The sequence below is a fragment of the Parazoarcus sp. PS-13 R2A genome (genome assembly GCF_057621855.1).
The window spans coordinates 26131-48686 of the sequence record NZ_JBYEXN010000008.1 but is presented as its reverse complement, the minus strand read 5'-3'; the positions used below and the strand labels follow the sequence as shown (position 1 = coordinate 48686).

The 22556-nt window shown below is 65.7% G+C and carries 27 protein-coding genes; 3 read left to right on the top strand and 24 right to left on the bottom strand.

The features are described 5' to 3' along the window. Window position 1 precedes the first annotated feature (1 nt). The 4 genes from AC22G6_RS09350 to AC22G6_RS09335 form a co-directional block, all read right to left on the bottom strand. Window positions 2–1138, bottom strand: a complete 1137-nt coding sequence (locus AC22G6_RS09350) for a VWA domain-containing protein (RefSeq protein WP_487366561.1) — start codon at window positions 1136–1138, stop codon at window positions 2–4. Window positions 1139–1146: 8 nt separating this feature from the next. Further along, window positions 1147–2088 (bottom strand): AAA family ATPase, encoded by a 942-nt coding sequence (locus tag AC22G6_RS09345; protein WP_487366560.1) that lies wholly within the window; start codon window positions 2086–2088, stop codon window positions 1147–1149. 10 nt (window positions 2089–2098) lie between these two features. After that, window positions 2099–3451, bottom strand: coding sequence for a DUF4062 domain-containing protein (locus AC22G6_RS09340; RefSeq protein ID WP_487366559.1), 1353 nt, complete (start codon window positions 3449–3451; stop codon window positions 2099–2101). Window positions 3452–3590: 139 nt separating this feature from the next. Next, entirely contained in the window at window positions 3591–3848 is a 258-nt protein-coding gene (locus tag AC22G6_RS09335; protein ID WP_108975299.1) for a KTSC domain-containing protein, read from the bottom strand. 246 nt (window positions 3849–4094) lie between these two features. On the opposite strand from AC22G6_RS09335, the gene AC22G6_RS09330 reads away from it, so the two are divergent. Continuing rightward, window positions 4095–5294, top strand: coding sequence for an amino acid aminotransferase (locus AC22G6_RS09330; protein WP_487366558.1), 1200 nt, complete (start codon window positions 4095–4097; stop codon window positions 5292–5294). Here AC22G6_RS09330 and AC22G6_RS09325 read toward each other — a convergent pair. The 10 genes from AC22G6_RS09325 to AC22G6_RS09280 form a co-directional block, all read right to left on the bottom strand. Continuing rightward, window positions 5282–6571, bottom strand: a complete 1290-nt coding sequence (locus AC22G6_RS09325; protein ID WP_487366557.1) for an amidohydrolase family protein — start codon at window positions 6569–6571, stop codon at window positions 5282–5284. The genes AC22G6_RS09330 and AC22G6_RS09325 overlap by 13 nt on opposite strands. A gap of 45 nt (window positions 6572–6616) precedes the next feature. Continuing rightward, window positions 6617–7564: an ABC transporter permease gene (locus AC22G6_RS09320; RefSeq protein WP_487366556.1), complete on the bottom strand. Its 948-nt coding sequence runs from the start codon at window positions 7562–7564 to the stop codon at window positions 6617–6619. Then, complete coding sequence (locus AC22G6_RS09315; RefSeq protein ID WP_108975293.1) at window positions 7561–8628, bottom strand: ABC transporter permease; 1068 nt, start codon at window positions 8626–8628, stop codon at window positions 7561–7563. Before AC22G6_RS09315 ends, AC22G6_RS09320 begins: the two co-directional genes overlap by 4 nt. Continuing rightward, a complete protein-coding gene (locus AC22G6_RS09310) occupies window positions 8618–10174 on the bottom strand; it encodes an ABC transporter ATP-binding protein (protein WP_487366555.1) in 1557 nt (518 codons plus the stop codon). Before AC22G6_RS09310 ends, AC22G6_RS09315 begins: the two co-directional genes overlap by 11 nt. Window positions 10175–10195: 21 nt before the next feature. Further along, window positions 10196–11191, bottom strand: coding sequence for a BMP family protein (locus AC22G6_RS09305; protein ID WP_487366554.1), 996 nt, complete (start codon window positions 11189–11191; stop codon window positions 10196–10198). 12 nt (window positions 11192–11203) lie between these two features. After that, window positions 11204–11830: a TetR family transcriptional regulator C-terminal domain-containing protein gene (locus AC22G6_RS09300; protein ID WP_487366553.1), complete on the bottom strand. Its 627-nt coding sequence runs from the start codon at window positions 11828–11830 to the stop codon at window positions 11204–11206. Window positions 11831–11904: 74 nt separating this feature from the next. Further along, the gene (gene upp, locus AC22G6_RS09295) at window positions 11905–12537 is read right to left on the bottom strand and encodes a uracil phosphoribosyltransferase (protein WP_487366552.1); all 633 of its coding nucleotides are present in this window, start codon (window positions 12535–12537) and stop codon (window positions 11905–11907) included. Between the two features lie 28 nt (window positions 12538–12565). After that, window positions 12566–13819: a URC4/urg3 family protein gene (locus AC22G6_RS09290; RefSeq protein WP_487366551.1), complete on the bottom strand. Its 1254-nt coding sequence runs from the start codon at window positions 13817–13819 to the stop codon at window positions 12566–12568. After that, complete coding sequence (locus AC22G6_RS09285; protein ID WP_487366550.1) at window positions 13816–15057, bottom strand: GTP cyclohydrolase II; 1242 nt, start codon at window positions 15055–15057, stop codon at window positions 13816–13818. Before AC22G6_RS09285 ends, AC22G6_RS09290 begins: the two co-directional genes overlap by 4 nt. A gap of 214 nt (window positions 15058–15271) precedes the next feature. After that, window positions 15272–15733, bottom strand: coding sequence for an Lrp/AsnC family transcriptional regulator (locus AC22G6_RS09280; protein WP_487366549.1), 462 nt, complete (start codon window positions 15731–15733; stop codon window positions 15272–15274). Between the two features lie 127 nt (window positions 15734–15860). On the opposite strand from AC22G6_RS09280, the gene AC22G6_RS09275 reads away from it, so the two are divergent. After that, window positions 15861–16469 (top strand): LysE/ArgO family amino acid transporter, encoded by a 609-nt coding sequence (locus AC22G6_RS09275; protein ID WP_487366548.1) that lies wholly within the window; start codon window positions 15861–15863, stop codon window positions 16467–16469. Between the two features lie 24 nt (window positions 16470–16493). On the opposite strand, the gene AC22G6_RS09270 is transcribed toward AC22G6_RS09275, so the two are convergent. Further along, the gene (locus tag AC22G6_RS09270) at window positions 16494–17192 is read right to left on the bottom strand and encodes an aspartate/glutamate racemase family protein (protein WP_487366547.1); all 699 of its coding nucleotides are present in this window, start codon (window positions 17190–17192) and stop codon (window positions 16494–16496) included. A gap of 180 nt (window positions 17193–17372) precedes the next feature. On the opposite strand from AC22G6_RS09270, the gene AC22G6_RS09265 reads away from it, so the two are divergent. Then, window positions 17373–17636, top strand: coding sequence for a hypothetical protein (locus AC22G6_RS09265; protein ID WP_108948455.1), 264 nt, complete (start codon window positions 17373–17375; stop codon window positions 17634–17636). Window positions 17637–17780: 144 nt separating this feature from the next. Here the strand turns inward: AC22G6_RS09265 and AC22G6_RS09260 are convergent, their stop codons facing one another. From AC22G6_RS09260 to AC22G6_RS09220, 9 genes are all read right to left on the bottom strand, one after another. Beyond that, window positions 17781–18572, bottom strand: coding sequence for a DUF1223 domain-containing protein (locus tag AC22G6_RS09260; RefSeq protein ID WP_487366546.1), 792 nt, complete (start codon window positions 18570–18572; stop codon window positions 17781–17783). Between the two features lie 98 nt (window positions 18573–18670). Then, window positions 18671–18898: a putative signal transducing protein gene (locus AC22G6_RS09255; RefSeq protein ID WP_108975274.1), complete on the bottom strand. Its 228-nt coding sequence runs from the start codon at window positions 18896–18898 to the stop codon at window positions 18671–18673. A gap of 69 nt (window positions 18899–18967) precedes the next feature. After that, complete coding sequence (locus tag AC22G6_RS09250) at window positions 18968–19420, bottom strand: DUF302 domain-containing protein (protein WP_487366545.1); 453 nt, start codon at window positions 19418–19420, stop codon at window positions 18968–18970. A 100-nt stretch (window positions 19421–19520) separates the two neighbouring features. Next, window positions 19521–19853 carry an SMR family transporter gene (locus AC22G6_RS09245; RefSeq protein ID WP_487366544.1) on the bottom strand — a complete coding sequence of 111 codons (333 nt, stop codon included), beginning with the start codon at window positions 19851–19853 and terminating at the stop codon, window positions 19521–19523. 280 nt (window positions 19854–20133) lie between these two features. After that, window positions 20134–20637, bottom strand: coding sequence for a GNAT family N-acetyltransferase (locus AC22G6_RS09240; protein WP_487366543.1), 504 nt, complete (start codon window positions 20635–20637; stop codon window positions 20134–20136). 41 nt (window positions 20638–20678) lie between these two features. Continuing rightward, window positions 20679–21107, bottom strand: coding sequence for a hypothetical protein (locus tag AC22G6_RS09235; RefSeq protein WP_487366542.1), 429 nt, complete (start codon window positions 21105–21107; stop codon window positions 20679–20681). Then, complete coding sequence (locus AC22G6_RS09230) at window positions 21104–21520, bottom strand: VOC family protein (RefSeq protein ID WP_487366541.1); 417 nt, start codon at window positions 21518–21520, stop codon at window positions 21104–21106. The genes AC22G6_RS09235 and AC22G6_RS09230 overlap by 4 nt, the downstream gene beginning before the upstream one ends. Window positions 21521–21784: 264 nt before the next feature. Continuing rightward, a complete protein-coding gene (locus tag AC22G6_RS09225) occupies window positions 21785–22102 on the bottom strand; it encodes a DUF2149 domain-containing protein (protein ID WP_487366540.1) in 318 nt (105 codons plus the stop codon). After that, entirely contained in the window at window positions 22095–22541 is a 447-nt protein-coding gene (locus AC22G6_RS09220; protein ID WP_487366539.1) for a MotA/TolQ/ExbB proton channel family protein, read from the bottom strand. Before AC22G6_RS09220 ends, AC22G6_RS09225 begins: the two co-directional genes overlap by 8 nt. Window positions 22542–22556: the final 15 nt, after the last annotated feature.

Genomic DNA, 22556 nt, shown 5'->3' with positions numbered 1-22556 from the left:
GTCAGGCCTGCTTGTTGCCGCGCAGGATGTCGATCGCGCGCAGCAGGTGGTCGGCGTCGAGTGGCAGCATGGGTGTGGGCGCGCCGGCGATCAGGGCCGCGGTCGTACTCGCCCAGCGTGCGCGCGGCATGGGGTTGAGCCACACCGAGGCGGAAAAATGCCGCGCTGCGGTGTCGAGAAAGTCCTGCGTCTGCATGGCGCGGCGGCGGTTGAGGTAGCCGCGTGCGCTGCCGGCATCGCTCACGATCAGCAACGCGGCCCCCGCGTGGCGTGCAAGTACCGCGTCGCGCGGCTCGGGTGCGGTGAGCTCGCGCGTACGGAACAACTGCCGGCGCGGCAGGTTGGAAAAGTAGCGGATCTCGGTGCGGGCGAATCGCCCCAGGCGCAGTGAGTCGTTCAGCGTCGCCAGGAAGGGGAGCCACGGGTCCATGCTGGCGCTGGCGTCTGCGAGCACCAGCAGGCGCACGTTGTTGCGCCGGCGCGCGCGCAGCACGGGTTGCTGGATCAGACCCTTGCGGCAGCGCTCGCGCAGGGTCGCATCGAGGTCGAGCTCGGTGCGCGGGCCGGTGCGCACGGTACGCCGGAAGCGTCGCCACAGCACGGCCAGATCGCGGGCGTTGATGATGGCGTGCGGATGCAGCACGTAGTCTTCGCCTAGCAGGGGCTCGCCGTCCATGCGCGGAACCGGCAGGCCACCGCTGTCGGTCGGCCCGGCAAAGGCCAGACGCACACGCGGGGCAGCTTCGTCCTGCACCGGGCCGGCCGTATCCGGCGCGGCGGTGGCGGGAGCCGGACCAGTGGCTGCTGCGGGCATGGAGCCGGGCGGGGTGGGCGCTGGCGCCCGTTCGGCTGGCGACGGTTCATGTTCGATCAGGAATGCATCGAGCGCGCCCGTGATCGCGGGTGGTGCAGGGGGCAGCGCAAGAAACCAGCGGTCAATCAGGCGTCGCTCTTCCTCGTCCCTTGCCCACAGGGCGAGGGCGAGTTTGCGCAGGGATTGACGGTCGCCGTGGCCGAAACCCGCGCGCAGCGCCCGCACGCCGTCCAGGTAGTCGCGCACGCCGACGGGCACGCCGCGCGCGACCAGTTCGCGAAACAGTCCGTGAAGCAGCGGGGGCAGGGGGGGCGTGTCGCGCATGGCAGGGCTCAGTCGCCCGCTTCGTCCACGGTACGGGCGCGGTAGCGTTCGATGTCGTTCCGGATCTTGAACAGGATGGCCTGGTCGCTGGTCCCCAGTCTGTCGGCCGAAATCTCTTCGGCCTTGCGACCCTGCCAGTGCAGCACCCGGACCCAGTCCACCAGCTCGCTGGTGGCCGGCAGCTTCTGCATGCCGAGTTCGAGACCACGCTTGCGAATCTCCATGAAGCGCTCGACCGCGCCAGCCGTGAGTTCGTCGCTCACGGTGTCGAGCCTTGCCCTGAGGTTCTTGGCAACGATGTCGGCCAGCATCGCCTTGTCGGTCGGAAAGTCGAGCTGCACATAGAGGCAGCGCCGCAGGAAGGGCTCGGGGAGCTGCTTCTCGCGGTTGCTGGTGATCAGCACGATCGGGCGAACGCCCTTGGGTGGTCCGCTGACGTGACGCCCGAAGCCACGCGCGGAGAGGCACTCCTGGTCCTCGTTGCGGGGGAGATCCTCGATGTCGAACTCGAAGCGGTCGAGGACGTCGAGCAGGTCGTTCGGAAAGTCGATGTCGGCCTTGTCGACCTCGTCGATCAGCACCACCCCCGGCTTGCCTTCCCGGATTGCGTGGCCGAGGGGCTCGAGGTCGATATAGGGATAGACCTTGCGTGCGGCGGTGTTCTCCGGGACCTGGGCATCCTGCAGGCGCCGCAGCGCGTCGAAACGGTAGAGCAGGTCGCGCGCCTGGCTGGTGCTCTTGACCGTCATCACGGTGAGCTGGTCGAGCAGCCCGAGCTCTTCCGCGATGGCGCTGGCCAGTCGCGTCTTGCCGCAACCGGCCTCGCCTTCGACCAGAATCGGGCGGCCGAGGCGGACCGCCAGATTCACGATCTCGGCCGTTGCTGCGGTGGCAAGATAGGAAGCCGACTTGTTGCCAGCGAACTGCTTGTAGCGGGACGGTCGCGCCATGATGTTGTCCTCAGCTTGCGCTGGCCCAGAAACCGTTCAGGGTCAGCCGGTTATAGACGTCGGATGGATTGCCGTCGGGGGTGGTGGCAAGGGCGGCGATTTCATCGCGGCGTGGCTCGTCGAGGGTGATGCCCGCACTCTTTCTGAGTTCCTTCAGCCATTTCCGCACCTGCCCCGTGCTGATGTCGCCGAGCGCCGGCAGCGCGAGCAGGTCATCGTAGTCGGCGGTGCCAGCGTCGGCCTCCGGCGTGGTCACGCCTTCAGGCGCGGGCTGCGGCAGGGGGCAATGGTCGATCAGGAACCAGTACAGGCGACCTCCGCCGCAGTCCTGTGCGGCAAGGGCCTTGCGCAGCGGACGCCAGAATCCTTTGATGAATCGCGTGAGGCGTTCCTGGCGGTGCCCGATGCTGCGCAGGATGACGATGACCGGCCCCCGGCGCAGGCGCGCGGCGAGCGTCTGCGCCAGTTCGGGAATGGCGGCGCGATCGATCATCGGGGTGCCAAGCTGACCGCAGGTCCAGCGGATCAGTGCGTCGGTGCTGTCGGTGTCGGCGGGCTGGCCGCAGATGGGCTGGGCATCCTCCCACTCGTCGTCCCAGGCGTTCAGGAACTCGGCGAATTCGCGCTGGCCGTGGTTTTCCGGGCCATGTACGAGAAATGCGGCTGCACGCTCGCCCCTGTTCGCGCGGAAGTCTTCGAGCGCGTCGACCAGGGCGGTGCGCTGGGTGTCGCGCCCAATGCGGCCGAGTTCTGCGAGGGGGATGTCGCCGCTGGCCTGCCGGCGGCCTGCGAGCGCCTGGCGCAGCAAGGTGAGGTTCCAGTTCTGAATGCTGGAGAGCGCCTTGCCCATCAGTTCGAGCCGATCGCGGTAAAAGACCATGATGCGTCCGTCTGCGGCCCACGCCTTTACGGTCTGCAGGAAGCGTGTCTGATTGGCGTCGTCCAGTGCGGCGAGGTCGGGCGGTTCGAGCTCGGTCTGCGCCTTGGCGGCTTCGCGCAGGTGCGCCTCCGCCGGGCTGCCGGCTTCGGGCAGAAGGATGAAGACCGGGGCCTCGCCCTTGCCCCACTTGGCTTCTGCCCAGCGGAATTCGAGTTCGGTGATCGAATACTGGAAGCCGGGGGGAATCCATCCGTAGCGAAAGCCGAACAGGCCGAAGTAACCGTCGCTTTCGATGACCCGCGCCTTGCACACATCGACGACGAAGTGGCCGCCCTCGGCCCAGTCTTCCTGCAGGTAGATTTTCGCGGCAGGAAGGTTCGACTGCACGAAGTCGCGAACGGATTCCCGATATGCCTTGCAGTCCTTCGCGGTTGCGCTCAGGAAAATCGTCGAAATCTCGGCAATGTCGGCATCAGGCGGCATGGCAGTCGGTGCGCTTCCCGTGTGCGTTGGCAGGACGGTGCACGTTCACCATATGCGATAAGGCGCGTCACCGCCATGTTGCACCCGACCGGATCGGGCGACGCGCGCTTGCGGGCGAGGACCGGGATGCCGCTTGCAGTTACTTGAACAGGTCGTCCAGCGGGTTGCCCTTTTTCTCCCTGTCAGCGAAGGCTCTGCGCCCGGCGAACTCCTCTTCGATGTTGTCACGATAGAAGCTCCACGCCGAACCGGAGCTCGACAGCCGCCGCCACAGCTCGGCACCGATGCCGGCGTAATCGATCAGGCTGCCGTCATCGAGTTCGACCCTCAGGGTGCGCGTTCCGGCGTCGTAGCCGACGGCCCGCAGTTTCCCGGAGCTGATACGTTTCATTTCCATGACTGGCTCCTGCAGTACGCACGTTGAAGCGCTATTCTAAGGCTGCCTGCGGTGGCCGGGTTCATGGCAGCGCATCCAGCTCTGCGAGTGCGCTGCGAGGCACCCGGCGCATGCGAAATTTGGTGCTGCGTGCCCCGGGTGCTGATGGCATTGTCTTTTATAATGCGTCCCTTCTTGCGGGCGGTGGACAATCGCGCCGTTTCGCTCGCGCCGCTGCCGAAGCAACCACACCAGGAGTGATACACCGTGTTCCAACATGTCGATGCCTATGCCGGCGACCCGATTCTGTCCCTGATGGAGACGTTCAAGGCCGACACGCGAGCGCAGAAGGTCAATCTGAGCATCGGGCTGTATTACGACGGGCACGGCGTCATTCCGCAGCTGGGCGCGGTGGATGCGGCCGAAAGCCGACTGAACGCGCAGCCGCATGTGGCTTCGGTCTATTTGCCGATGGAGGGGCTGCAGTCCTACCGCAGCGGTGTTCAGCAGCTGCTGTTCGGCGCGGACAACCCCTTGCTGGCACAGCAGCGCGTTGCCACCATTCAGACCGTGGGCGGCTCCGGCGCGCTCAAGGTTGCTGCCGACTTCCTTAAGCGCTACTTCCCGGATTCGGAAGTTTGGGTCAGCGATCCGACCTGGGATAACCATGTTGCGATTCTCGCGGGTGCTGGCTTCAAGGTGCATACCTATCCGTATTTCGATGCTGCCACGCTCGGTGTGGATATCGAGGGCATGCTTGCGACGTTCGCACAGCTGCCGCCGAAAAGCATCGTGCTGCTCCACCCCTGCTGTCATAACCCGACCGGTTCGGATCTGAGCACGGCGCAGTGGGATCGGGTGGTCGAGGTGGTGAGGGCGCGCGACCTGATCCCGTTCATGGACATCGCCTATCAGGGGTTCGGCGAGGGTGTCGCGGAAGATGCCTACGCAATCCGTGCGATGGCCGCGGCTGGCGTCAGCTGCCTTGTGTGCAACTCCTTTTCCAAGATCTTTTCGCTGTATGGCGAGCGCGTGGGGGGCTTGTCCGTTGTGTGCGAGAGCAGCGAGGAAGCGACCCGTGTGCTTGGCCAGCTGAAGGCGACCGTGCGCCGCAACTATTCGAGCCCGCCGAACTTTGGCGCGCAGGTCGTCGCCATGGTGCTCAACGATGCCGGGCTCAGGCAGCAGTGGCTGGACGAACTTGAGGCCATGCGTCTGCGCATCATCGAGATGCGCAAGACGCTGGTGGCTGAACTTAAAACGGCGCTGCCCGCGCGCAATTTCGACTACCTGCTGCAGCAGCGCGGAATGTTCAGCTACACCGGCTTCAGTGCGGCGCAGGTGGACAGGCTGCGCGAAGAGTTTGGCGTGTACCTGATCGCGAGCGGGCGCATGTGCGTTGCCGGTCTGAACGCCGGCAACGTCAGGCAGGTCGCTGCCGCATTTGCGGCTGTTCAGCCCGGCTGATTGCCGCGCAGCCGCCAGTCCACCGTCTGCGGCCGCTCCGCCAGAGAGAGGCTGGCGGTGGTGGGCGGGGTGCGGGCGATCACGCGGCCGGCGCGCATCACCATCAGCCGGGTGGCACGCAGGCGCAGGGCGTCCACCGGGTCTGCCGCCTGCAGCATGACGAGGTCGGCGCGACAGCCGGGCGCAATGCCATAGCCCTCCAGCCCGAGAATCGACGCTGCGGTATCGGTGACCGCTGAATAGCACTGGCGCATCGCAGCCTGCCCGGTCATCTGCGCCACATGCAGGCCCATGCTTGCGACCTCGAGCATGTCGCCGCTGCCCAGTGCGTACCAGGGGTCCATCACGCAATCGTGGCCAAAGGCGACCGGCACGCCGCCGGCAAGGAGTTCGGGCACGCGGGTCATGCCGCGGCGCTTGGGATAGGTGTCGTGGCGGCCCTGCAGCGTGATGTTGATCAGCGGGTTGGCGATGGCGGCCACGCCCGCTTCGCGGATCAGCGGGATCAGCTTGGAAACATAGTAGTTGTCCATCGAGTGCATCGAGGTCAGGTGCGAGCCTGCGACCCGGCCGTGCAAGCCAAGGCGATGCGTGTGCTGGGCAAGGGTTTCGATGTGGCGCGACAAGGGGTCGTCGCTCTCGTCGCAGTGCATGTCGACCCGCAGGCCGCGCTCTGCAGCGAGTTCGCACAGGATGCGCACCGATTCGGCACCGTCGGCCATGGTGCGCTCAAAGTGCGGAATCCCACCCACCACCTCCACGCCCATGTCGAGGGCGCGCGTGAGGTTTTCCAGCGCGCCGGGTGCGCGCAGCACACCGTCCTGCGGAAAGGCCACCAGTTGCAGGTCGAGATAGGGCTCGACGCGGCGCTTCACTTCGAGCAGGGCCTCTACCGCCAGCAGGCGCGGGTCGCAGACGTCGACGTGTGAGCGGATGGCGAGCAGGCCCTTGGCGACCGCCCAGTCGCAGTAGGCCATGGCGCGTTCGATGATCGCATCCTGGGTCAGCAGGGGCTTGAGTTCGCCCCACAGCGCGATGCCTTCGAGCAGGGTGCCGGACTGATTGACGCGCGGCTGGCCGTAGCTGAGCGTTGAGTCCATGTGGAAGTGAGGATCGACAAAAGGCGGGCTGACGAGCTGCCCGGCGGCGTCGATGACTTCATGGGCGTCGGCGACCAGCGCGCGTTCGACCGCAACGATGCGACCGTCGAGGATGCCGATATCGATCGGGCTGCGGCCATCGGGGAGCGAGGCGTTGAGAATGATGACGTCGAGCATGGGAGTCCCGGTATCTGGTTGGCAGTGGTATCGGTTGGCGCCGGATCAGCGCTCACCTTTGCGATAAGGCTTCATCAGTGCCTGCGGATAGGCGGCGCGGCGGGCCATCACGATCAGGGCGAGGATGGACAGCAGGTAGGGCAGCATCAGGTAGATCTGGTAGGGCAGCGCACCGCCGGCCTGCTGCAGGCGCAACTGCGCGGCATCGAAGGCGGCGAACAGCACCGCGCCGAGCAAGGCCTTGCCGGGCCGCCACGAGGCGAACACCACCAGCGCCACGCAGATCCAGCCGCGACCGTTGATCATGTTGAAGAAGAAGGCGTTGAACGCCGACAGCGTCAGGAAGGCACCGGCGAGCCCCATCAGCATCGAGCCCGCGATGACCGCGCCCGTGCGCACCGCGATCACGTCCACGCCCTGGCCCTCGGCCGCGGCAGGGTTCTCGCCGACCATGCGCAAGGCCAGGCCCATTGGCGTGCGGTAGAGCAGGTAGGCGATTGCCGGCACCAGCACGATGGCAAGCAGGGTCAGCGCGGTCTGTCCCGCCAGCACCGGCCCGATCAGCGGCAGGCCGGCGAGCCCTTCGAGCGGCGCGAAGGCCTCGATGGTGGGCGGCGTGCTGACCTGCGGAAAGCTGACGCGGTAGGCGAAGGCCGACAGGCTGGTGGCGAGCAGGGTGACGCCGAGGCCGGCGACGTGCTGCGACACGGTCAGCCACACGGTGAGTACCGCGTGCAGGAGCCCGAACACACCGCCGACCAGGCCGGCGACCAGCACGCCGGTCCACAGGTCGGCGCCGTTGAACACCACGAGCCAGCCGGTGAAGGCGCCGGCCACCATGATGCCTTCGATGCCGAGGTTGAGGACGCCGGCACGCTCGCAGATCAGGACGCCGAGGGTGCCGAGGATCAGCGGCGTCGCCACCCGCAGGGTCGCGACCCAGAAGGAGGCCGAGCCGAGCATGTCGAAAAGGGTCGTCAGAAAATCCATCATGCGCGCCCCCAGCGGATGCGGTAACGGGTGAGCAGGGTGGCCACCAGCATGGTGAGCAGGGCCGTGGCGACGATGACGTCGGCGATGAAGTTGGGTACGCCCACCACCCGGCTCATGCTGTCGGCACCGACCTGAACGGCGGCGACGAAAAGAGCCGCAAGCAGCACGCCCAGCGGGTGCAGACCGGCGAGCATGGCGATGACGATGCCGGCGTAGCCGTAGCCGGGCGACATGTCGGTGGTGACATAGCTCGCGCGCCCGGCCACTTCGCCGACACCCGCCAGACCGGCCAGCGCGCCCGACAGCAGGGCGCACAACAGCACGGTGCGTCCAACCGGCAGGCCGGCAAAGGCGGCGGCGCGGTTGTTGGCGCCGACCGCACGCAGGGCAAAGCCGAAGGTGGTGAAGCGTTCGATCAGCCACATCAGGATTGCCAGGCCAAAGGCCATCAGCAGTCCGGTGTGAACCCGCGAGCGCTCGATCAGGCGGCTGAATTCGAGTTCGGGGTCGAGCGCCACCGATTGCGGCCAGCCCATGGCAAGCGGGTCCTTCATCGGCCCGTCCAGCATCATGGACACCAGCAGCAAGGCGACGAAGTTGAGCAGCAGCGTGGTCACGACTTCATCCACGCCCAGCTTCAGCTTCATCCACGCCGGCCCCAGCAGCCACAGCGCACCGGCCGCCGCGCCGGCAGCGATCATCAGCGCGGACAGCAGCGGCAAAGGCAGGTCGAAGGTGCTGCCACCGTGCATGCCGCCCACGGCGACCGCTGCGAGTGCGCCGAGGTAGAGCTGGCCTTCGGCGCCGATGTTGAACAGGCGCGCACGAAACGCAACGGCGGCGGCGAGTCCGGTGAGAATCAGCGGGGTGGCGCGGGTCAGGGTTTCGGCGAACGCAAAGCGCGAGCCGAAAGCGCCGTCGAAGAGCAGGGCATAGGTCTGCCCGACCGGGGCGCCGGCCCAGGCCACGAGCAGTGCACAGACGCCCAGCGTGACGAGCACCGCAACAATCGGGGCGAGCAGCATGGCCCGCCGTGAGTATTCACTGCGTGATTCAAGCCGCATGCTGCGGGGCTCCTTCGGTATTCGATGCGGCGCTTCCGGCCATGGCCAGACCGATTGCCGCGCGGCTGCAGCCTTCGGTGGGCAATGCGGGGCCGAGGCGGCCCTTGAACATCACCGCGATGCGGTCGGCAATGGCGAACAGTTCATCAAGATCCTCGGAAATGACCAGCACCGCAGCCCCCGCCGCCGCGGCGTCGAGCAGGCAGCGATGAACATAGGCGACCGCGCCGATATCCAGACCCCAGGTGGGCTGGTTGGCGACGATCAGTGTCGGGGTGACGCCGTCTCCGGCCACCGACAGGGCGCGGCCGAGAATGAGTTTCTGCATGTTGCCCCCCGACAGCACGCGCGAGGGCACTTCGATGCCCGACAGGCGCACGTCGAACTGCTCCACCAGCGTGCGGGTGAAGTCGCGGGCGGTCTTGCCGCGCACGATGCCAGCGCGCGAGAAGGCGGGCAGGTGGAGGCGCTCGGACACCGCGTTCTCCCACACCGGCAGATCGCCGACCACGCCGACCGCATGACGGTCCTCCGGGATACGCGCCACGCGGCGCGCGACCCAGTCGCGCGGATTGGCCCGCATCGCCTGTCCGCTGACGGAAACCTCGCCGCGATCGGCCGCGAGCGTGCCGCACAGGAGGTCGGCCAGCGCCTGCTGTCCGTTGCCGGAGACGCCGGCGATGCCGACGATCTCGCCGGCGCGAACGACGAGGCTGAGGTCGTCGAGCAGGGTCTTGCCACCCTGTGCCGCATGCACGCCGGACAGGCTCAGCACCATGTCGCCGTGCGGGCGTGGCTCACGGGTGGGCAGGGTCACGCTGCGCCCGACCATGAGTTCGGCAAGTTCGGTCTTGGTGGTGTCTTCGGTGTTGCGCACGCTCACCAGACGGCCGCCACGCAGCACCGCCACGCGCGCGGAAACGCGCAGTACTTCGTCGAGCTTGTGGCTGATGAAGATCACCGACAGCCCCTCCGAGACCAGCGTGGCGAGGGTGGCGAAGAGCGATTCGCTTTCCTGCGGCGTCAGTACCGCCGTGGGTTCGTCGAGAATCAGGATGCGGGCGCCGCGATACAGCGCTTTCAGGATCTCGACCCGCTGCCGCTCGCCGACGGACAGTGCCGCCACGCGCGCATCGGGATCGACGCCGAGGCCGAAGCGCTCGGCGGTGGCGATCAGCCTGGCGCGTGCGGCACGCCTGCGCGAAAAAGGCAGCCACATTGGCTCGGTGCCGAGCAGCACGTTGTCGAGCACGCTGAGGTTGTCGGCAAGGGCGAAGTGCTGATGCACCATGCCCACGCCGGCCGCGAGCGAGGCCTTGGGGTTGCCCGGCGGCAGTGGCTGGCCGAAGATTTCGATGTGGCCTTCGTCGGCCACGTAATGCCCGAACAGAATGCTGACCAGCGTACTCTTGCCGGCACCATTCTCGCCGAGCAGGGCGAGCACCTCGCCCGTACCGAGGTCGAGCGAGATGTCGTCGTTGGCCACCAGCTTGCCGAAGCGCTTGGTGATGTTTGCCAGGCGCAGGGCAGGCAGGCTTTCATTCATGGTGCGGAATACCCGGTTTGCTTAGTTGGACTTCGGCTCGGTGTCATTCACCTTGACCGTGAAGCTGCCGTCAAGAATGGCTTTTTCCTTCGCCTTGACCTTGGCGACGAGTTCCGCCGGCACCTTGGATTCGAAGGTGCCCAGCTTGGCCATCTCGCTGCCGCCGAATTTCATCGTCGAATACTTGCCATAGTCCTCGGCCTTGAAGGTGCCGGCCTTGACCATCTTGAGCGCGGTGTCGATGGTCGGCTCCATGTTCCACAGCGCCGAGGCGACCACGGTGTCCGGGTACTGCGGCTGGGTGTCGATGACGTTGCCGATGGCCAGCACGCCGCGCTCCTTGGCGGCGTCGGACACACCGAAGCGTTCGGCGTACATCACGTCCGCACCCTTGTCGATCATCGCAAACGCGGCTTCCTTCGCCTTCGGGGGATCGAACCACGAGCCGATGAAGCTGACGGTGAACTTCACCTTGGGGTTGATCTCGCGCGCGCCATCCATGAAGGCATGCATCAGGCGATTGACCTCGGGGATCGGATAGCCGCCCACCATGCCGATCTGGCCGCTCTTGCTCATGCCGGCGGCGATCATGCCGGTGAGGTAGGCCGGTTCCTGGATGTAGTTGTCGAACACCGAAAAGTTCGGTGCCTGCGGCTTGCCCGAGGAGCCGAGCAGGAAGGCCGTCTTCGGATAGTCGCGTGCCACCTTGCGCGCGGCGGACTCAACCGCAAACGCCTCGCCCACGATCAGGCCCTTGCCCTGTTCGGCGTACTGGCGCATCACTCGCTCGTAGTCGGCGTTGGTGACGTTCTCGGAGAACACGTATTCGATCTCGCCACGGCTCTGTGCCGCACTGAGCGCCTTGTGGATGCGCGACACCCATTGCTGTTCGACGGGCACGGTATAGATCGCGGCAACCTTGATCGTGTCTGCGGCAATCGCCGACAGCGGCAGCATTGCGGCGGCAGCCAGCGCGAGGCTCGATGTAATCAGGGTTCGGCGAATACGATTGGTCATCTTGACTTCCTTTCAGTGGGTTGTGTTTGCGGGAGGTGGTGGAACCGGACGGAGCTGATCGGCTGCGCAGGGCAGACCGCAGGTGCGCAGCACGACGGTCAGCACATGCGCACATGCGCGTTCATGGTCGGACGCCGACAGACGGGGCTTGCCGATGACGGCGCAGACCTGGCTCTCGAAGTCGGCATAGGTCTGCGTGGCAGCCCAGATCGTGAAGAACAGATGGGTGGCATCCACGGGCAGAATCCGCCCTTCGGCCGCCCACTGGTCGATGACCGCCGCGCGCGCTTCCACCGTCTTGCGCAGTTCGGTGCGCAGGTATTCGCCGATATGGGTCGCGCCGTGCACGATCTCGTTGGCGAACACGCGCGAGGCGTCGGGGCGGCGCGCGCTCAGGCGCATTTTGGCACGCACGTAGGTGGTCAGAGCGGTCGCCGGATCGGCGTCGGCGGTGATGCTTTCGGTTTCGGCGAGCCACAGGGTGAGAATGTTGTCGAGCACTGCCCGGTAGAGTTCTTCCTTGGAGCCGAAGTAGTAGTGCAGCGTCGCCTTGGGCACGCCTGCGAGATCGGCGATTTCGGCCATGGTTGCGCCCTGGAAGCCGGCGCGCGCAAAGACCTTTTCGGCGGCCTTCAGCATCGCGCCTTCCTGGCGCCGACGGATGCGGCCTTTCAGCCGCCCCGTGTCATCAGCAGTCGTCGCCGTCTGCGCTCTCATCGGGTTCCGAACAGGCGGTCGCCCGCATCGCCGAGGCCGGGCACGATGTAGCCGTGCTCGTTCAGATGGCTGTCGATCGAGGCGGTCAGGATGGGCACGTCGGGATGTTCGCGTGCCATTGTTTCCAGACCTTCGGGTGCGGCCAGCAGGCACACGAACTTGATGCTGCTGACACCGTCCTCCTTGAGCCGCGACAGGGCGGCGCTGGCTGAGTTGCCGGTCGCCAGCATCGGGTCGACGACGATCACCTGGCGCTCGTCGATGTCAGACGGCACCTTGTAGTAGTACTCCACCGCTTCCAGCGTTTCCGGGTCGCGGTAGAGGCCGATATGACCGACCCGCGCGCCCGGCAGCAGTTCGACCATGCCATCGATCATGCCGTTGCCCGCACGCATGATCGCGATCAGGCACAGCTTCTTGCCGCTGATGACGGGCGCTTCGCAATCCGCCACCGGCGTGGTGATGGCGACCATTTCAGTGGCGAGGTCTCGCGTCACCTCATAGGCCATCATGGCGGCGATCTCGCGCACTACACGACGGAAGTTGTCGGTCGTGGTTTCGGCGTTGCGCAGGATCGTCAGCTTGTGTTTCATCAGCGGATGATCGATTTCGGTGACATTGGGGTGCATGGGGCGCTCCGTCTGCTCTGCTGCCGGTTTAGAAAACGGTGCCGTCGCTGATGATGATCAGCGGAGGCGGGCCGCCGGGGCGCAACTGCGAGGCAATCCGCCGGCCGGCCGACCAGGTGCCGCCCTGCAGGACCTTGGGCAGCGGAAAATCTGCAGCGGCGAGCCCGAGCTCGGCACGCACGGCCACGGCCAGACGGTCGAGCGCGATGACGGTCAGCGCGCGCCACTCGACGATGGGCGGCGAATCCACCCGCCACGGCGTGGTGTGGAACGCGGGGTCGAGCGGACGAATCACGCCGAGGTCGAGCAGCAGGCCGCCGTTGCGGTACTCAGGCAGGCCGGTGAGCGTGTCGATGCCGCGCACTTCGAGGCCGGCGGCCGCGAGCGGTTCGAGCAGCGAATAGGTGAGCCACTGTGTGAGCTTGTGGAAGGGCAGCAGTTCGTCCTCGAGTGCGGGATGGTGCCAGCAGTCGCCGAGCGACACGCCCTGCAGGCTGATCCGCCCGGGCCACACCGGGCCGAGCGCCTTGAGCAGGGTGGTGAGGATGAACTCCGCCTCGATCACGCCGCCGTCGGCATGCGTCAGCAGGTAATCGACGAGGTTGCCGAGTCTGGCCGGGGTGCCGAACACTGCGGGCGTTCCGGCGATCACCTCGCCCATGCGGCGCAGCAGGCCGGCCCGTCCGTCGAGTCCGACCAGGGGGTTGTCCGCGTCGACCTGGAATACCGAGGCAAGCTGCGCCGCGCTCAGGGCCGAGAGTGCCTTCGCGTCGGTGCGCAGGGGCCGGGCGGGGTCATCCGAGAGCGCACCGCTCGCAAACAGTGCGACGCTCGCAACCGCCAGACCTTCCGAGCGTGCGTGCGTCTGTCCATTGGCGGCGTCGTGATAGCGCCAGTCCGGACCGGCGCCGGCGTCGAGCAGCACGCTGGGGATCACCAGGTCGATGGCGACGCGGGCGAGTTCCAGCGCGTCGGCGTCGGGCAGCGTGCTGCACAGCGCTTGCCAGCGGTCGACGCCACCCACCTCGAAATGACGCCAGCGGCTGTGATAGGGCACATCGAGATCGGGGTAATCGCGCCGGATGGTTTCCGCCACGTAGGCCGCGGCGACCGGCAGGGCGTCGGCGTTCCACTGGAAGAAGGGCGACCGGCCACGTTCGACGGCTGCCATGACGGCTGCGCAGCGTTTGCGAACGGCGCTTGCCGTCAGCAGGGGCGTAGCGGGATGGTCGGCCGCGACGGGGGTGTACCAGCCGTCATGGATAGGCGTGGCAACGCTCATTCGTTCAGTCCCCGGCCCTTGGCGCGCGTTAGTTCATCGGCTTGCGGTGCGCCGGTCGGGGAGAAATAGCCTGCGGCCATCTTGGCGTCCATCTCGACCCGTGCATCTGCCGGGATCAGTTCATCGGGGATTGCAACCTGCTCGACGATGTCGATGCCTGCGGACACCAGCGCGTTGCGCTTCATGTCGCTCATCGACGCCCAGCGGTCGATGCGGCTGATGCCGAGCCAGTGGAAGACGTCGGGCATCAGCTCCTGGAAGCGCATGTCCTGCACGCCGGCCACACATTCGGTGCGGGCAAAATAGGTCTCGGCCCGGTCGCCGCCTTTCTGGCGCTTGCGTGCGTTGTACACCAGAAACTTGGTGACTTCGCCCAGCGCACGGCCTTCCTTGCGGTTGTACACGACGAGGCCGACACCGCCTTGCTGGGCCATCTCGATGCAGATCTCGATACCGTGCGCGAGATAGGGGCGGCAGGTGCAGATGTCGGAACCGAACACATCCGAGCCGTTGCATTCGTCGTGCACCCGGCAGGCCACTTTTGTCTCGGGCTGCCCCAGCTTTTCGACGTCGCCGAACATGTACAGCGTCATGCCGCCGATGGGCGGCAGGAACACCTTGAGGTCGGGCCGGGTGATGAGCTCAGGGAACATGCCTGCGGTCTGCTCGAACAGCGTGCGGCGCAGCTCGCGCTCGCCGATGCCGAAGCGCTCGGCGATGCCGGGCAGGTACCACACCGGATCGATGGCGGCCTTGGTGACCTTGACGTCGCCATTGGCGGCGAGGATGTCGCCGTCGGGCTTGAGCCGCCCGGCCGCGATGGCCGCTGCAAGCTCGGGCATGTTGATGTGCGCCTTGGTGACCGCGATGGTCGGACGGATGTCGATGCCGGCGGCGAGCAGATGACCGAACTCTTCGGCAACGCGGTGGCCCCACGGGTCGAAGGAAACGATCTTCTTCGGGTCGCACCACTGCGGATGCGGCCCGATCTCGGCGGCCGGCGTGGTGTTGGAGAGGTCAGGCCGGTGCGTGCTCTGCAGGTTGCCTGCTGCCACCGCGAGTGCGCGGTACAGCGAGTAGGCCCCGGAGTGCGTGCCGATCACGTTACGCTGGGCCGGATCACTCAGGCTGGCGACGAAGGGGCCGCGGTCGCGGGCCGAGGGGGCGCCCCATTTGACCGCGTGGTAAAGGCCCGAGCGGGTGCGAGGATGCGAGGTCAGCATAATGTGAGACGTCATGGCACGCTCCTTCCTGTAACCGGTTTGCAAAAACCTGACCAGATGGTCAGTTTCAGCATAGCGAGTTTCATGCCAAGTAAAAAGGACGGGTTTACGCGGAGAACGCGCCACAGGGCGCACCGGATGCGTGCCAGGCGGGGCGGATTGGCCGCTTTGCGCACGGTGACGGTGCGTTTTCTGCCGCCGAGCGAATGGCGTATCGAGTAACGCCGTACTAGTTTGCCCCATCAATCGGCAATGCTCTGGGAGCGAGTCGGGTGGATAGCACCACTGCCGTTTCGCTGCTGCCGTAAGGTGCAAAAGTCGCAATCAGTGCTTCGAGTTCGGACAGTGACCGCGCCACTACCTTGAGCATGAAGGCCGCACGGCCGGTGACATGGTGCGCTTCGCGTATGGCGGGCAAGGTGCCGAGCAGGGCCTCGACACGGGTGTAGGACTCCGGCGGGATATGAAGCTCGACGAAGGCGGTGACGGGGTAGCCGATGCTGTGTGGGTCCACTTCCGCACGATAGCCACGGATGACGCCCTGTTCCTCGAGACGCCGGATGCGCTCGGCCACCGCGGGCGACGAGAGCCCGACGCGTCGCCCGAGTTCGGCCAGCGGAAGGCGGGCGTTCTGCTGCAGCTCGGCAAGCAGGCGGCGGTTGAGGCGGTCGAGCCTGGGGTGATCGGACATTGGCGGCCTACGTATCCTGAAGATCCTTCGATTCTGAGGCAAAAGCGGCGCGATACCGTCGATCCCTCATGGGCGGGCGGCGGCGGTGGCGCACAGAATATGGCATCGAATTGCGCGGAATGATGCCATGTTGATCAAGGGATTGGTGCTCGGATTCTCCATCGCCGCACCAGTGGGGCCGATTGGTCTGTTGTGCCTGCGGCGCGGGCTGGAGAAGGGGTTCTGGGCCGCATTCAGCAGCGGGCTTGGCGCCGCTACGGCCGATGCGTGCTACGGACTGCTGGGCGCGTTCGGGCTCGCAGCCGTCTGCGCAATCCTGCTCGGACATGCGGTCTGGCTGCGCCTGTTCGGGGGGCTGTTCCTGTTCTGGCTTGCGTGGCAGACATGGCGCAGTGTGCCGGTGCGGCAGGCTGCCGAGGCGGAGGGTGGCGGGTTGTGGCGTGGCTACCTGACGACGATGCTGCTGACCTTGTCGAACCCAATGACGATCCTGTCGTTTGCCGCCATCTTTGCCGGACTCGGGCTTCCACAAGGCGATACGGTGCAGGGAATGGTCCTGGTGCTTGGTGTATTCATCGGATCGGCGCTGTGGTGGTGCTTGCTGGCGGGACTGGCAACGACGCTTGCGCGGCGCATGGGCGGCGGCGGATTGCGCTGGATCAATCGCGTGTCAGCGCTGGTGCTCGCTGCCTTTGGCGCGTACTCGTTCGCCGGCTTGCTGCATCTGCCCGCATGATGATCGCGCGCGTTGCGCAGGGCATCAGTCGTCGCCCAGGGCGAGCTCCGCAGCATGACAGGCGTGGATCGCGGTGGTGTCGAACAGCGGAATCTTCACGTCGGAGGCGCCGATCAGCAGGGAGATCTCGGTGCATCCCAGAATGATCGCCTCTGCGCCGCGGTCGACCAGGCGTGTGATGATGTCGCGGTAGCGGGTGCGCGAAGCAGGCAATACGGTGCCGAGGCAGAGTTCGTCGTAGATGATGCGGTGAACGTCGGCGCGGTCGGCGTCGTTCGGCACCAGAACCTCGATGCCGTGCTGCTCTTCGAGGCGGTGCCGGTAGAAATCCTGTTCCATGGTGAAGCGCGTACCCAGCAGCCCGACCCTGGAAAAACCCGCGCGCTTGATCGCCGCAGCGGTCGGGTCGGCGATATGCAGCATCGGAATCGCAACGGCCGACTGAATCGCATGCGCCACCTTGTGCATGGTATTCGTGCACAGCACGATGAAATCCGCGCCGGCGAGTTCCAGCGAGCGCGCCGCATCGGCCATCAGATCGCCGGCTTCATCCCACTGTCCGTTGCTCTGCAGGCGTTCGATCTCGTGGAAGTCGACCGAAATGAGCACGATTCTGGCCGAATGCAGCCCCCCGAGGCGGTCGCGAACCGTTTCGTTGATGATCCGGTAATAGGGCATGGTGGATTCCCAGCTCATGCCGCCGATCAGTCCGATTGTCTTCACCTGGGCTTCCTCAAGTCCTCAGTTTGACAGCGGGCACGGGCGTCGTTTCTCTTGTCGAATCCTGCGTCAGGCTTTCCTGCCCATCGGCAAGTACTTGCGACAGATCAATGCCCTGACGCCCCGTGCGGTGCTTAATACTAAAGCGAAGCGTGCTACAAATATAACTTGAGAGGAGACAACATGCTGACCATACAGGACTGTATCGAGCTGTCTGATCTGACCGAAGAAGAGATCCTCGCGATCGCGGAGCACGAGCACGTGCCCGAGATGATCGCGGTGGAACTCGGCAGCTATCTGGTGCACACCTCAAGCGGCGAAAAGCGGATCAAGAAGATGATCGCGGACGATATCGCTGAGGCACGCAGCAAGGGTGACTACAAGCATGCGGCCAAGCTCAAGCTGGTGCTCAAGCATTATCTGGAAGAGCACGCGAATCTGAAGTGATCGCTGCCATTGCTCTGTACCCGTGGCGCTTCCCGCCGGCCGTGAGTCGGGCGTGTGGGGGGCGGGGCCAGGGCTGAGGTCGCAGGCAGACTCGGCAACCCGTGTCGCCACCTGCGCCGGATGGCACCACCCGGTGCGCGACGATCAGCAATCCAGTCTGAGTGCCTGCAGCGGCTTGCCGGTGACGGCGTCGATGACGACCAGGTTGATGTGGCGCGGATGATCTGCGCTTTCGGCCTGCGTCGGCGTGAACCTGAGCGTCCGGGCAGCACCATTTTGCGCGTCCCATTCGGGAACCTGCACATACTCACGTACTACCGCATCGTGTCGGAGGCCTTCACCACGGTTTTCTCCGGCACGGACCGCGGTGAAATGTCCGTCCTCGGTGACCGCCCAGTAGGCGGCGAGTCGTGCGGGCGCGCCAGCGGCCGGAACGATGGTGGCCGTGACCTCGTCACCGTTGTGCGACAGGCTCAGCGCAAGGCTAGCCGTCGTGCGCGTTCTTGCCGAAGTCGGGTTCGGCGTGGCGTGCCAGCGCGGGTAATCCTGTCCGTTCAGCACGACTTGGGGCGTATAGCTGAAGCGTGCGCCGTTTACTGCTTGCTGCCGTGCCTGGCGCAGTGAGTAGGCCGGGCTGGCGAAGCGGTCCTTCCAGCCCAGCTTGTCCCAGTAGTCCACATGAAAGGCGAGCGCGACGACCGCCGGATCGTCCCTGAGGCGCGACAGCCAGCGATCGGCGGGCGGGCACGAACTGCAGCCCTCCGAGGTGTAGAGCTCGACCAGTGGCGCCACAGTGGCCGGGCTCTGAGCGCTGCAGGTCTGCGGAGCGCGGCTGGAGGTGGCGTGGTCCTGCCCTGAGTGGTCCGCGGCGGCTGGTTGGCCAATCAGCGCGAGCACCGCAGCCATGCCGATGAGCCCCTGTGAGCAAGGTCGCATGATCCATTCTCCTGTGACGATGAGACTTCGTCGCGTGGAGCGTCGGATTCTTACGGTGACCGGAAGGCGGGCCGGGGCAGGCATGGCCCGCGCCACAACTAGGCGTCGTCTGCAGGTTCGGCTTCGTCGTATTCGCGTACCAGCGTCAGTGCCGCGTCGACATCCTGCTCGTCAACCATGACCGTGGCGAAGCCCATGGGCGACAGGTCGCCGACGCCGCCCTGCAGGTAGTGTCCGCCCACGTGGGCCTCGATGCCATTGGCGCGAAGCATGCCGGCGACGATGTGTGCCTCGACGATGTCGCCGGCGCGATAGATGATTTTCATGCCTGCAAGTGTAGCGTCGTCCGAGGCATGTTCGTCAGCCGGGGCAGGCGTGGTGCTGCCCCGCGGCGATCAGGGGGCTGTCGCAGCGTCCGCAAGGCCGGCAAGCGCTTTCTGCAGGTTCGGGACGACTGCGCAGTCGGCCACATCGCTGCGCTTCGCAAGGTAGGCCGGATCGTTGTAGCCGAGCCAGACCTGGGCCGAAGCGTCCTCCCACACCAGGGCCTTGAGCGGCAGGTCGATGCCGACGGTCTGTGCGCATTCCATGAAGGGCGTGCCGCCTTGCGGATTACCGAAGATCAGAACCTCGGTGGGGCGCAGCGTCTTGCCGATCTTTGCCGCGCCAGCGGCGTGATCGATCCGGGCAAAGACGTTCAGTCCCTTGGCCTTCACCTGCTCCTCAAGCCGGTTCATGGTCTCCTTGGCGCTGTGCGGGCTCTTGAGCGCGATCAGGCCGTCGGCAGCGCTTGCTGCAGTGACGGTGGATGCGAGGGTGAAAGCGAAAAGCAGTCGGGAAAACTTCATGTCTAACTCCGGCAGGGGTGAAAAAACGGGGGGTTCGGGGGGCTCGTTGCGGTGAAGCGGGCACGTCCCGGGGATTGGTCGCGTGAAGACAGAAAACCTTTCAGTGCGAGACCGTTCTGGAGAACACGTTAAGAACGGTCACGCCTGCAATGATCAGAAGCAGCCCGATGATTGCGGGGGTGTCAAGCGATTCGCCGAAGACCAGCCACGAAATCAGCGCGATCAGGGCAACGCCTGCGCCCGACCAGATCGCGTAGGCGACCGCGACCGGAATGAACTTCAGCGTCAGCGACAGAAAATAGAATGCCGAGGCATAACCGGTGACCACCAGAAGCGAGGGCCACAGCCGGGAGAACCCGTCCGAGGACTTCAGCGCCGATGTCGCGATGACTTCGCTGACAATGGCGACAGCAAGGAAGATCCATTTCTGCATGCGTGTGTTCGTCCGTTTTGGCGCGTGGGGCTTGCCTGCTGCGGGGGCGAGCCCCGGGCGCGGCGCGCATTGTTTTCAAGTTCATCCTTGAGGACGACTGCGTGGTGATGCCGTGTGTCCTTCGTGCCACGGATGAGCGCAAGTCCGTCGAGTTGCAGCAGTGAGGCTGCCTGCGCCCCCCAGCAGTCATATTCAGATGGACTTGCGACCGGGGGCGCTCCCGGAACGTTCCCGGAGCGCGATGCTTTTTTCTGGAAGGCGGCCGAGGCATTCGGCCATATCAGGCTTCGGGCAGCGGTGGCCTTTCCGGTGGCAGGCGGGTGGTGAGCGTCTTCTGCATTGCGTAACGGCGGAAGCGCACGCCGTTGCGATCAAGGTCCTGCGCCTCGGTCACGACGAAACCCCGATGCTCGAAAAAGGGGCGGGCGACGAGGCTTGCCTCGGTAAAGGCGGTGTTGATGCCGGTGGCCGACAGCGCAGCCTCCACCTGTGTGCACAGTGCGGAGGCAATGCCCTTGCGTGCATGTTGCGGGGCGGTGAACAGCAGGTCGATATGTCCGTTTGGTGCCCAGGAGATGAAGCCGGTCAGCACGCCCTCATCTTCGGCGACCAGCGTCTGCTGTCGCTCCAGGCGCGCTTGCCACAGCCTCTGATCGGGTTCGGCAGGCGCCCAGGCTGCGCGCTGGCGCGCGTCGTAGTGGGCGCCAGCGAGGCCATGCACGGATGCGCTGAAAAGCGCGATGACGTGTGGCAGGTCGTCAGCACGAAATCGTCGAATGTTCATGCGAAAGTCATCGATGGTGCGGGACGGCGCGGGCGGAGGGGCTAGTTTCCGTCCCGTCCGGGCACAACGACTTCCAAGGTCTTGCCACCATAGCCGTAGCGCTGGTCTCTTGCCTGAATACGGACCGAGCGCAGCGTCGATGGAATCACGACACCGTAGAGGTCGCGGGTGAAGGGCTGCTCGGATGCGTGGTCGTGAAACAGCTTGCGCTCGCCATAGACGGTGCCATCCGCGCCCGTGACCCGGAAGCCGTCGGCGTAGCGCTGAGGGGAGTCGTAGGGCGACGAGATCGTGACGTCGAAGTCGAAGCGGTTCGCGGTGAGCGCTCGAACCTTTGCTGCGAGCACGTCCGGAAACTGCTGGGTATCTGCTGCCATGGCCGACAGCGGGGTGCCGAGGCAACTCAGCAGGCCTGCAGCGGCAAGGGTTCGGGCCATCAGTGGCAGAGAGCGGAGAGCGGTCTTCGTCATGCCGGTTTGTCCGTGGGGCCGACCCACATGAAGGGATTGTGTGCGACTTCCCACAGATGGCCGTCCGGGTCCTTGAAGTAGCCACTGTATCCGCCCCAGAACACCTTCTGAGGCTTCTTGGTCAGGGTTGCTCCGGCCTTCACAGCCCGGGCGACCACCACATCGACTTCTTTCTCGGAGCTCACGTTGTGCGCCAGCGCAAAGCCGCTGAATCCGCTGCCGTCGGCCGGCACCTGCGCGTCTTCGGCCAGCGCCTCGCGCCCGTACAGGCCGAGCCAAGTGCCGTTCAGCTTGAAGAATGCAACCGAGGGCGGGGACTCCAGCCGGGGAAAGCCGAGGCCCTTTTCGTAGAATTCGACGGATGCCGCGATATCGCGCACGCCGAGCGTGATCATGCTGATTCTGGGTTGCATCGGTCAGTCTCCTGAATGCTGTGTGCCGCAGATCGACGCGCCGGCGTACTGCAAGCGCTCAGTGTATCGTCTGGCGGGCGGGACGACATCAGACGAGATCAGTGCTTCGAGGCAGGACAGGAAATCGTGTTTCGGTTTCAGCGACACGCCGAGTTCAGGTTCAGGCTCTTCGGTGCGCTCGCCCTGCTCATGCCGTGGAGTTCGTGCTTGCCGCAGTTCAATGATAGTTGAGCGTCACGCTCGGTCGCCAGCCAGGCCCTGCATTCAACCGCCGATCAGCAGCAGCTTCCCTGTTTTCGGGTCGCGGTACACCTGACCGAGCGCTTCATAGCCGCTGCCCGCTTCGGCGTCGCGCTGGATCGACTCGGGCACGGTCGTGAGCTCCTTCCCCAGCTTTATCTCGCGCTGTTGCTGCTGTGGCGGCGGCTCGGTTGCGAAATGCTTCTGCAGGTCGGGGCTGAAGGACACGAGCGCGGCGATCAGGCCGCAGGCGAACACGAGGACGATGTCGATGAGATTGGCCATCGGTCCGAGCGGGTCTTCGTCGGTGTCGAGAAAGGCGCTGTGCCGCCACTTATCCATGGCTGCTCTCCAGCGCGGTCAGCGCGTTGTCGTACCAGCGCCGGCGCAGACGGCCGAGGACGAAGCCGATCATGCCTGAAAGCAGGCCGATCACCGTGGTGTCGAAGGCGACCGTCATCGCGGTGGTGAGCACCCGCAGTTCGCCTTCGCCGAGTGCGGCCAGCCCCGGGCCGAGCGGGATGAGGGTGCCCATCAGGCCGAGCATGGGGGCGAGCCGGGTGATGAAGTCGGCGCGCTCGATACGGCGCTTGCCGACCCGCATCAGGGCGTGGCGGTCGCGCGCATCGGTGAGGCGCTGAATGCCGCCCCAGCGCTCGCCGATGCTGATCCCCAGTTCATACACGGACAGGGCGACGAAGAACAGCAGGCCCCAGATCACCGGTTGCAGCAGCAAGGCGGTGATCTGGTGCATCAGAGTCAGGGAGATTCCGGAAAACATGTGTCGCTCTCTTCA

Coding starts and splice junctions, on each gene's coding strand:
- upp (WP_487366552.1), bottom strand. CDS start 12,537: ATGCACCCCAATGTCACCGAAATCGATCATCCGCTGATGAAACACAAG.
- AC22G6_RS09235 (WP_487366542.1), bottom strand. CDS start 21,107: ATGACGAAGACCGCTCTCCGCTCTCTGCCACTGATGGCCCGAACCCTT.
- AC22G6_RS09275 (WP_487366548.1), top strand. CDS start 15,861: ATGTTGATCAAGGGATTGGTGCTCGGATTCTCCATCGCCGCACCAGTG.
- AC22G6_RS09265 (WP_108948455.1), top strand. CDS start 17,373: ATGCTGACCATACAGGACTGTATCGAGCTGTCTGATCTGACCGAAGAA.
- AC22G6_RS09255 (WP_108975274.1), bottom strand. CDS start 18,898: ATGAAAATCATCTATCGCGCCGGCGACATCGTCGAGGCACACATCGTC.
- AC22G6_RS09345 (WP_487366560.1), bottom strand. CDS start 2,088: ATGGCGCGACCGTCCCGCTACAAGCAGTTCGCTGGCAACAAGTCGGCT.
- AC22G6_RS09305 (WP_487366554.1), bottom strand. CDS start 11,191: ATGACCAATCGTATTCGCCGAACCCTGATTACATCGAGCCTCGCGCTG.
- AC22G6_RS09280 (WP_487366549.1), bottom strand. CDS start 15,733: ATGTCCGATCACCCCAGGCTCGACCGCCTCAACCGCCGCCTGCTTGCC.
- AC22G6_RS09285 (WP_487366550.1), bottom strand. CDS start 15,057: ATGACGTCTCACATTATGCTGACCTCGCATCCTCGCACCCGCTCGGGC.
- AC22G6_RS09325 (WP_487366557.1), bottom strand. CDS start 6,571: ATGCTCGACGTCATCATTCTCAACGCCTCGCTCCCCGATGGCCGCAGC.
- AC22G6_RS09250 (WP_487366545.1), bottom strand. CDS start 19,420: ATGAAGTTTTCCCGACTGCTTTTCGCTTTCACCCTCGCATCCACCGTC.
- AC22G6_RS09340 (WP_487366559.1), bottom strand. CDS start 3,451: ATGCCGCCTGATGCCGACATTGCCGAGATTTCGACGATTTTCCTGAGC.
- AC22G6_RS09220 (WP_487366539.1), bottom strand. CDS start 22,541: ATGTTTTCCGGAATCTCCCTGACTCTGATGCACCAGATCACCGCCTTG.
- AC22G6_RS09315 (WP_108975293.1), bottom strand. CDS start 8,628: ATGCGGCTTGAATCACGCAGTGAATACTCACGGCGGGCCATGCTGCTC.
- AC22G6_RS09245 (WP_487366544.1), bottom strand. CDS start 19,853: ATGCAGAAATGGATCTTCCTTGCTGTCGCCATTGTCAGCGAAGTCATC.
- AC22G6_RS09260 (WP_487366546.1), bottom strand. CDS start 18,572: ATGCGACCTTGCTCACAGGGGCTCATCGGCATGGCTGCGGTGCTCGCG.
- AC22G6_RS09310 (WP_487366555.1), bottom strand. CDS start 10,174: ATGAATGAAAGCCTGCCTGCCCTGCGCCTGGCAAACATCACCAAGCGC.
- AC22G6_RS09230 (WP_487366541.1), bottom strand. CDS start 21,520: ATGCAACCCAGAATCAGCATGATCACGCTCGGCGTGCGCGATATCGCG.
- AC22G6_RS09240 (WP_487366543.1), bottom strand. CDS start 20,637: ATGAACATTCGACGATTTCGTGCTGACGACCTGCCACACGTCATCGCG.
- AC22G6_RS09335 (WP_108975299.1), bottom strand. CDS start 3,848: ATGGAAATGAAACGTATCAGCTCCGGGAAACTGCGGGCCGTCGGCTAC.
- AC22G6_RS09225 (WP_487366540.1), bottom strand. CDS start 22,102: ATGGATAAGTGGCGGCACAGCGCCTTTCTCGACACCGACGAAGACCCG.
- AC22G6_RS09350 (WP_487366561.1), bottom strand. CDS start 1,138: ATGCGCGACACGCCCCCCCTGCCCCCGCTGCTTCACGGACTGTTTCGC.
- AC22G6_RS09320 (WP_487366556.1), bottom strand. CDS start 7,564: ATGATGGATTTTCTGACGACCCTTTTCGACATGCTCGGCTCGGCCTCC.
- AC22G6_RS09300 (WP_487366553.1), bottom strand. CDS start 11,830: ATGCTGAAGGCCGCCGAAAAGGTCTTTGCGCGCGCCGGCTTCCAGGGC.
- AC22G6_RS09290 (WP_487366551.1), bottom strand. CDS start 13,819: ATGAGCGTTGCCACGCCTATCCATGACGGCTGGTACACCCCCGTCGCG.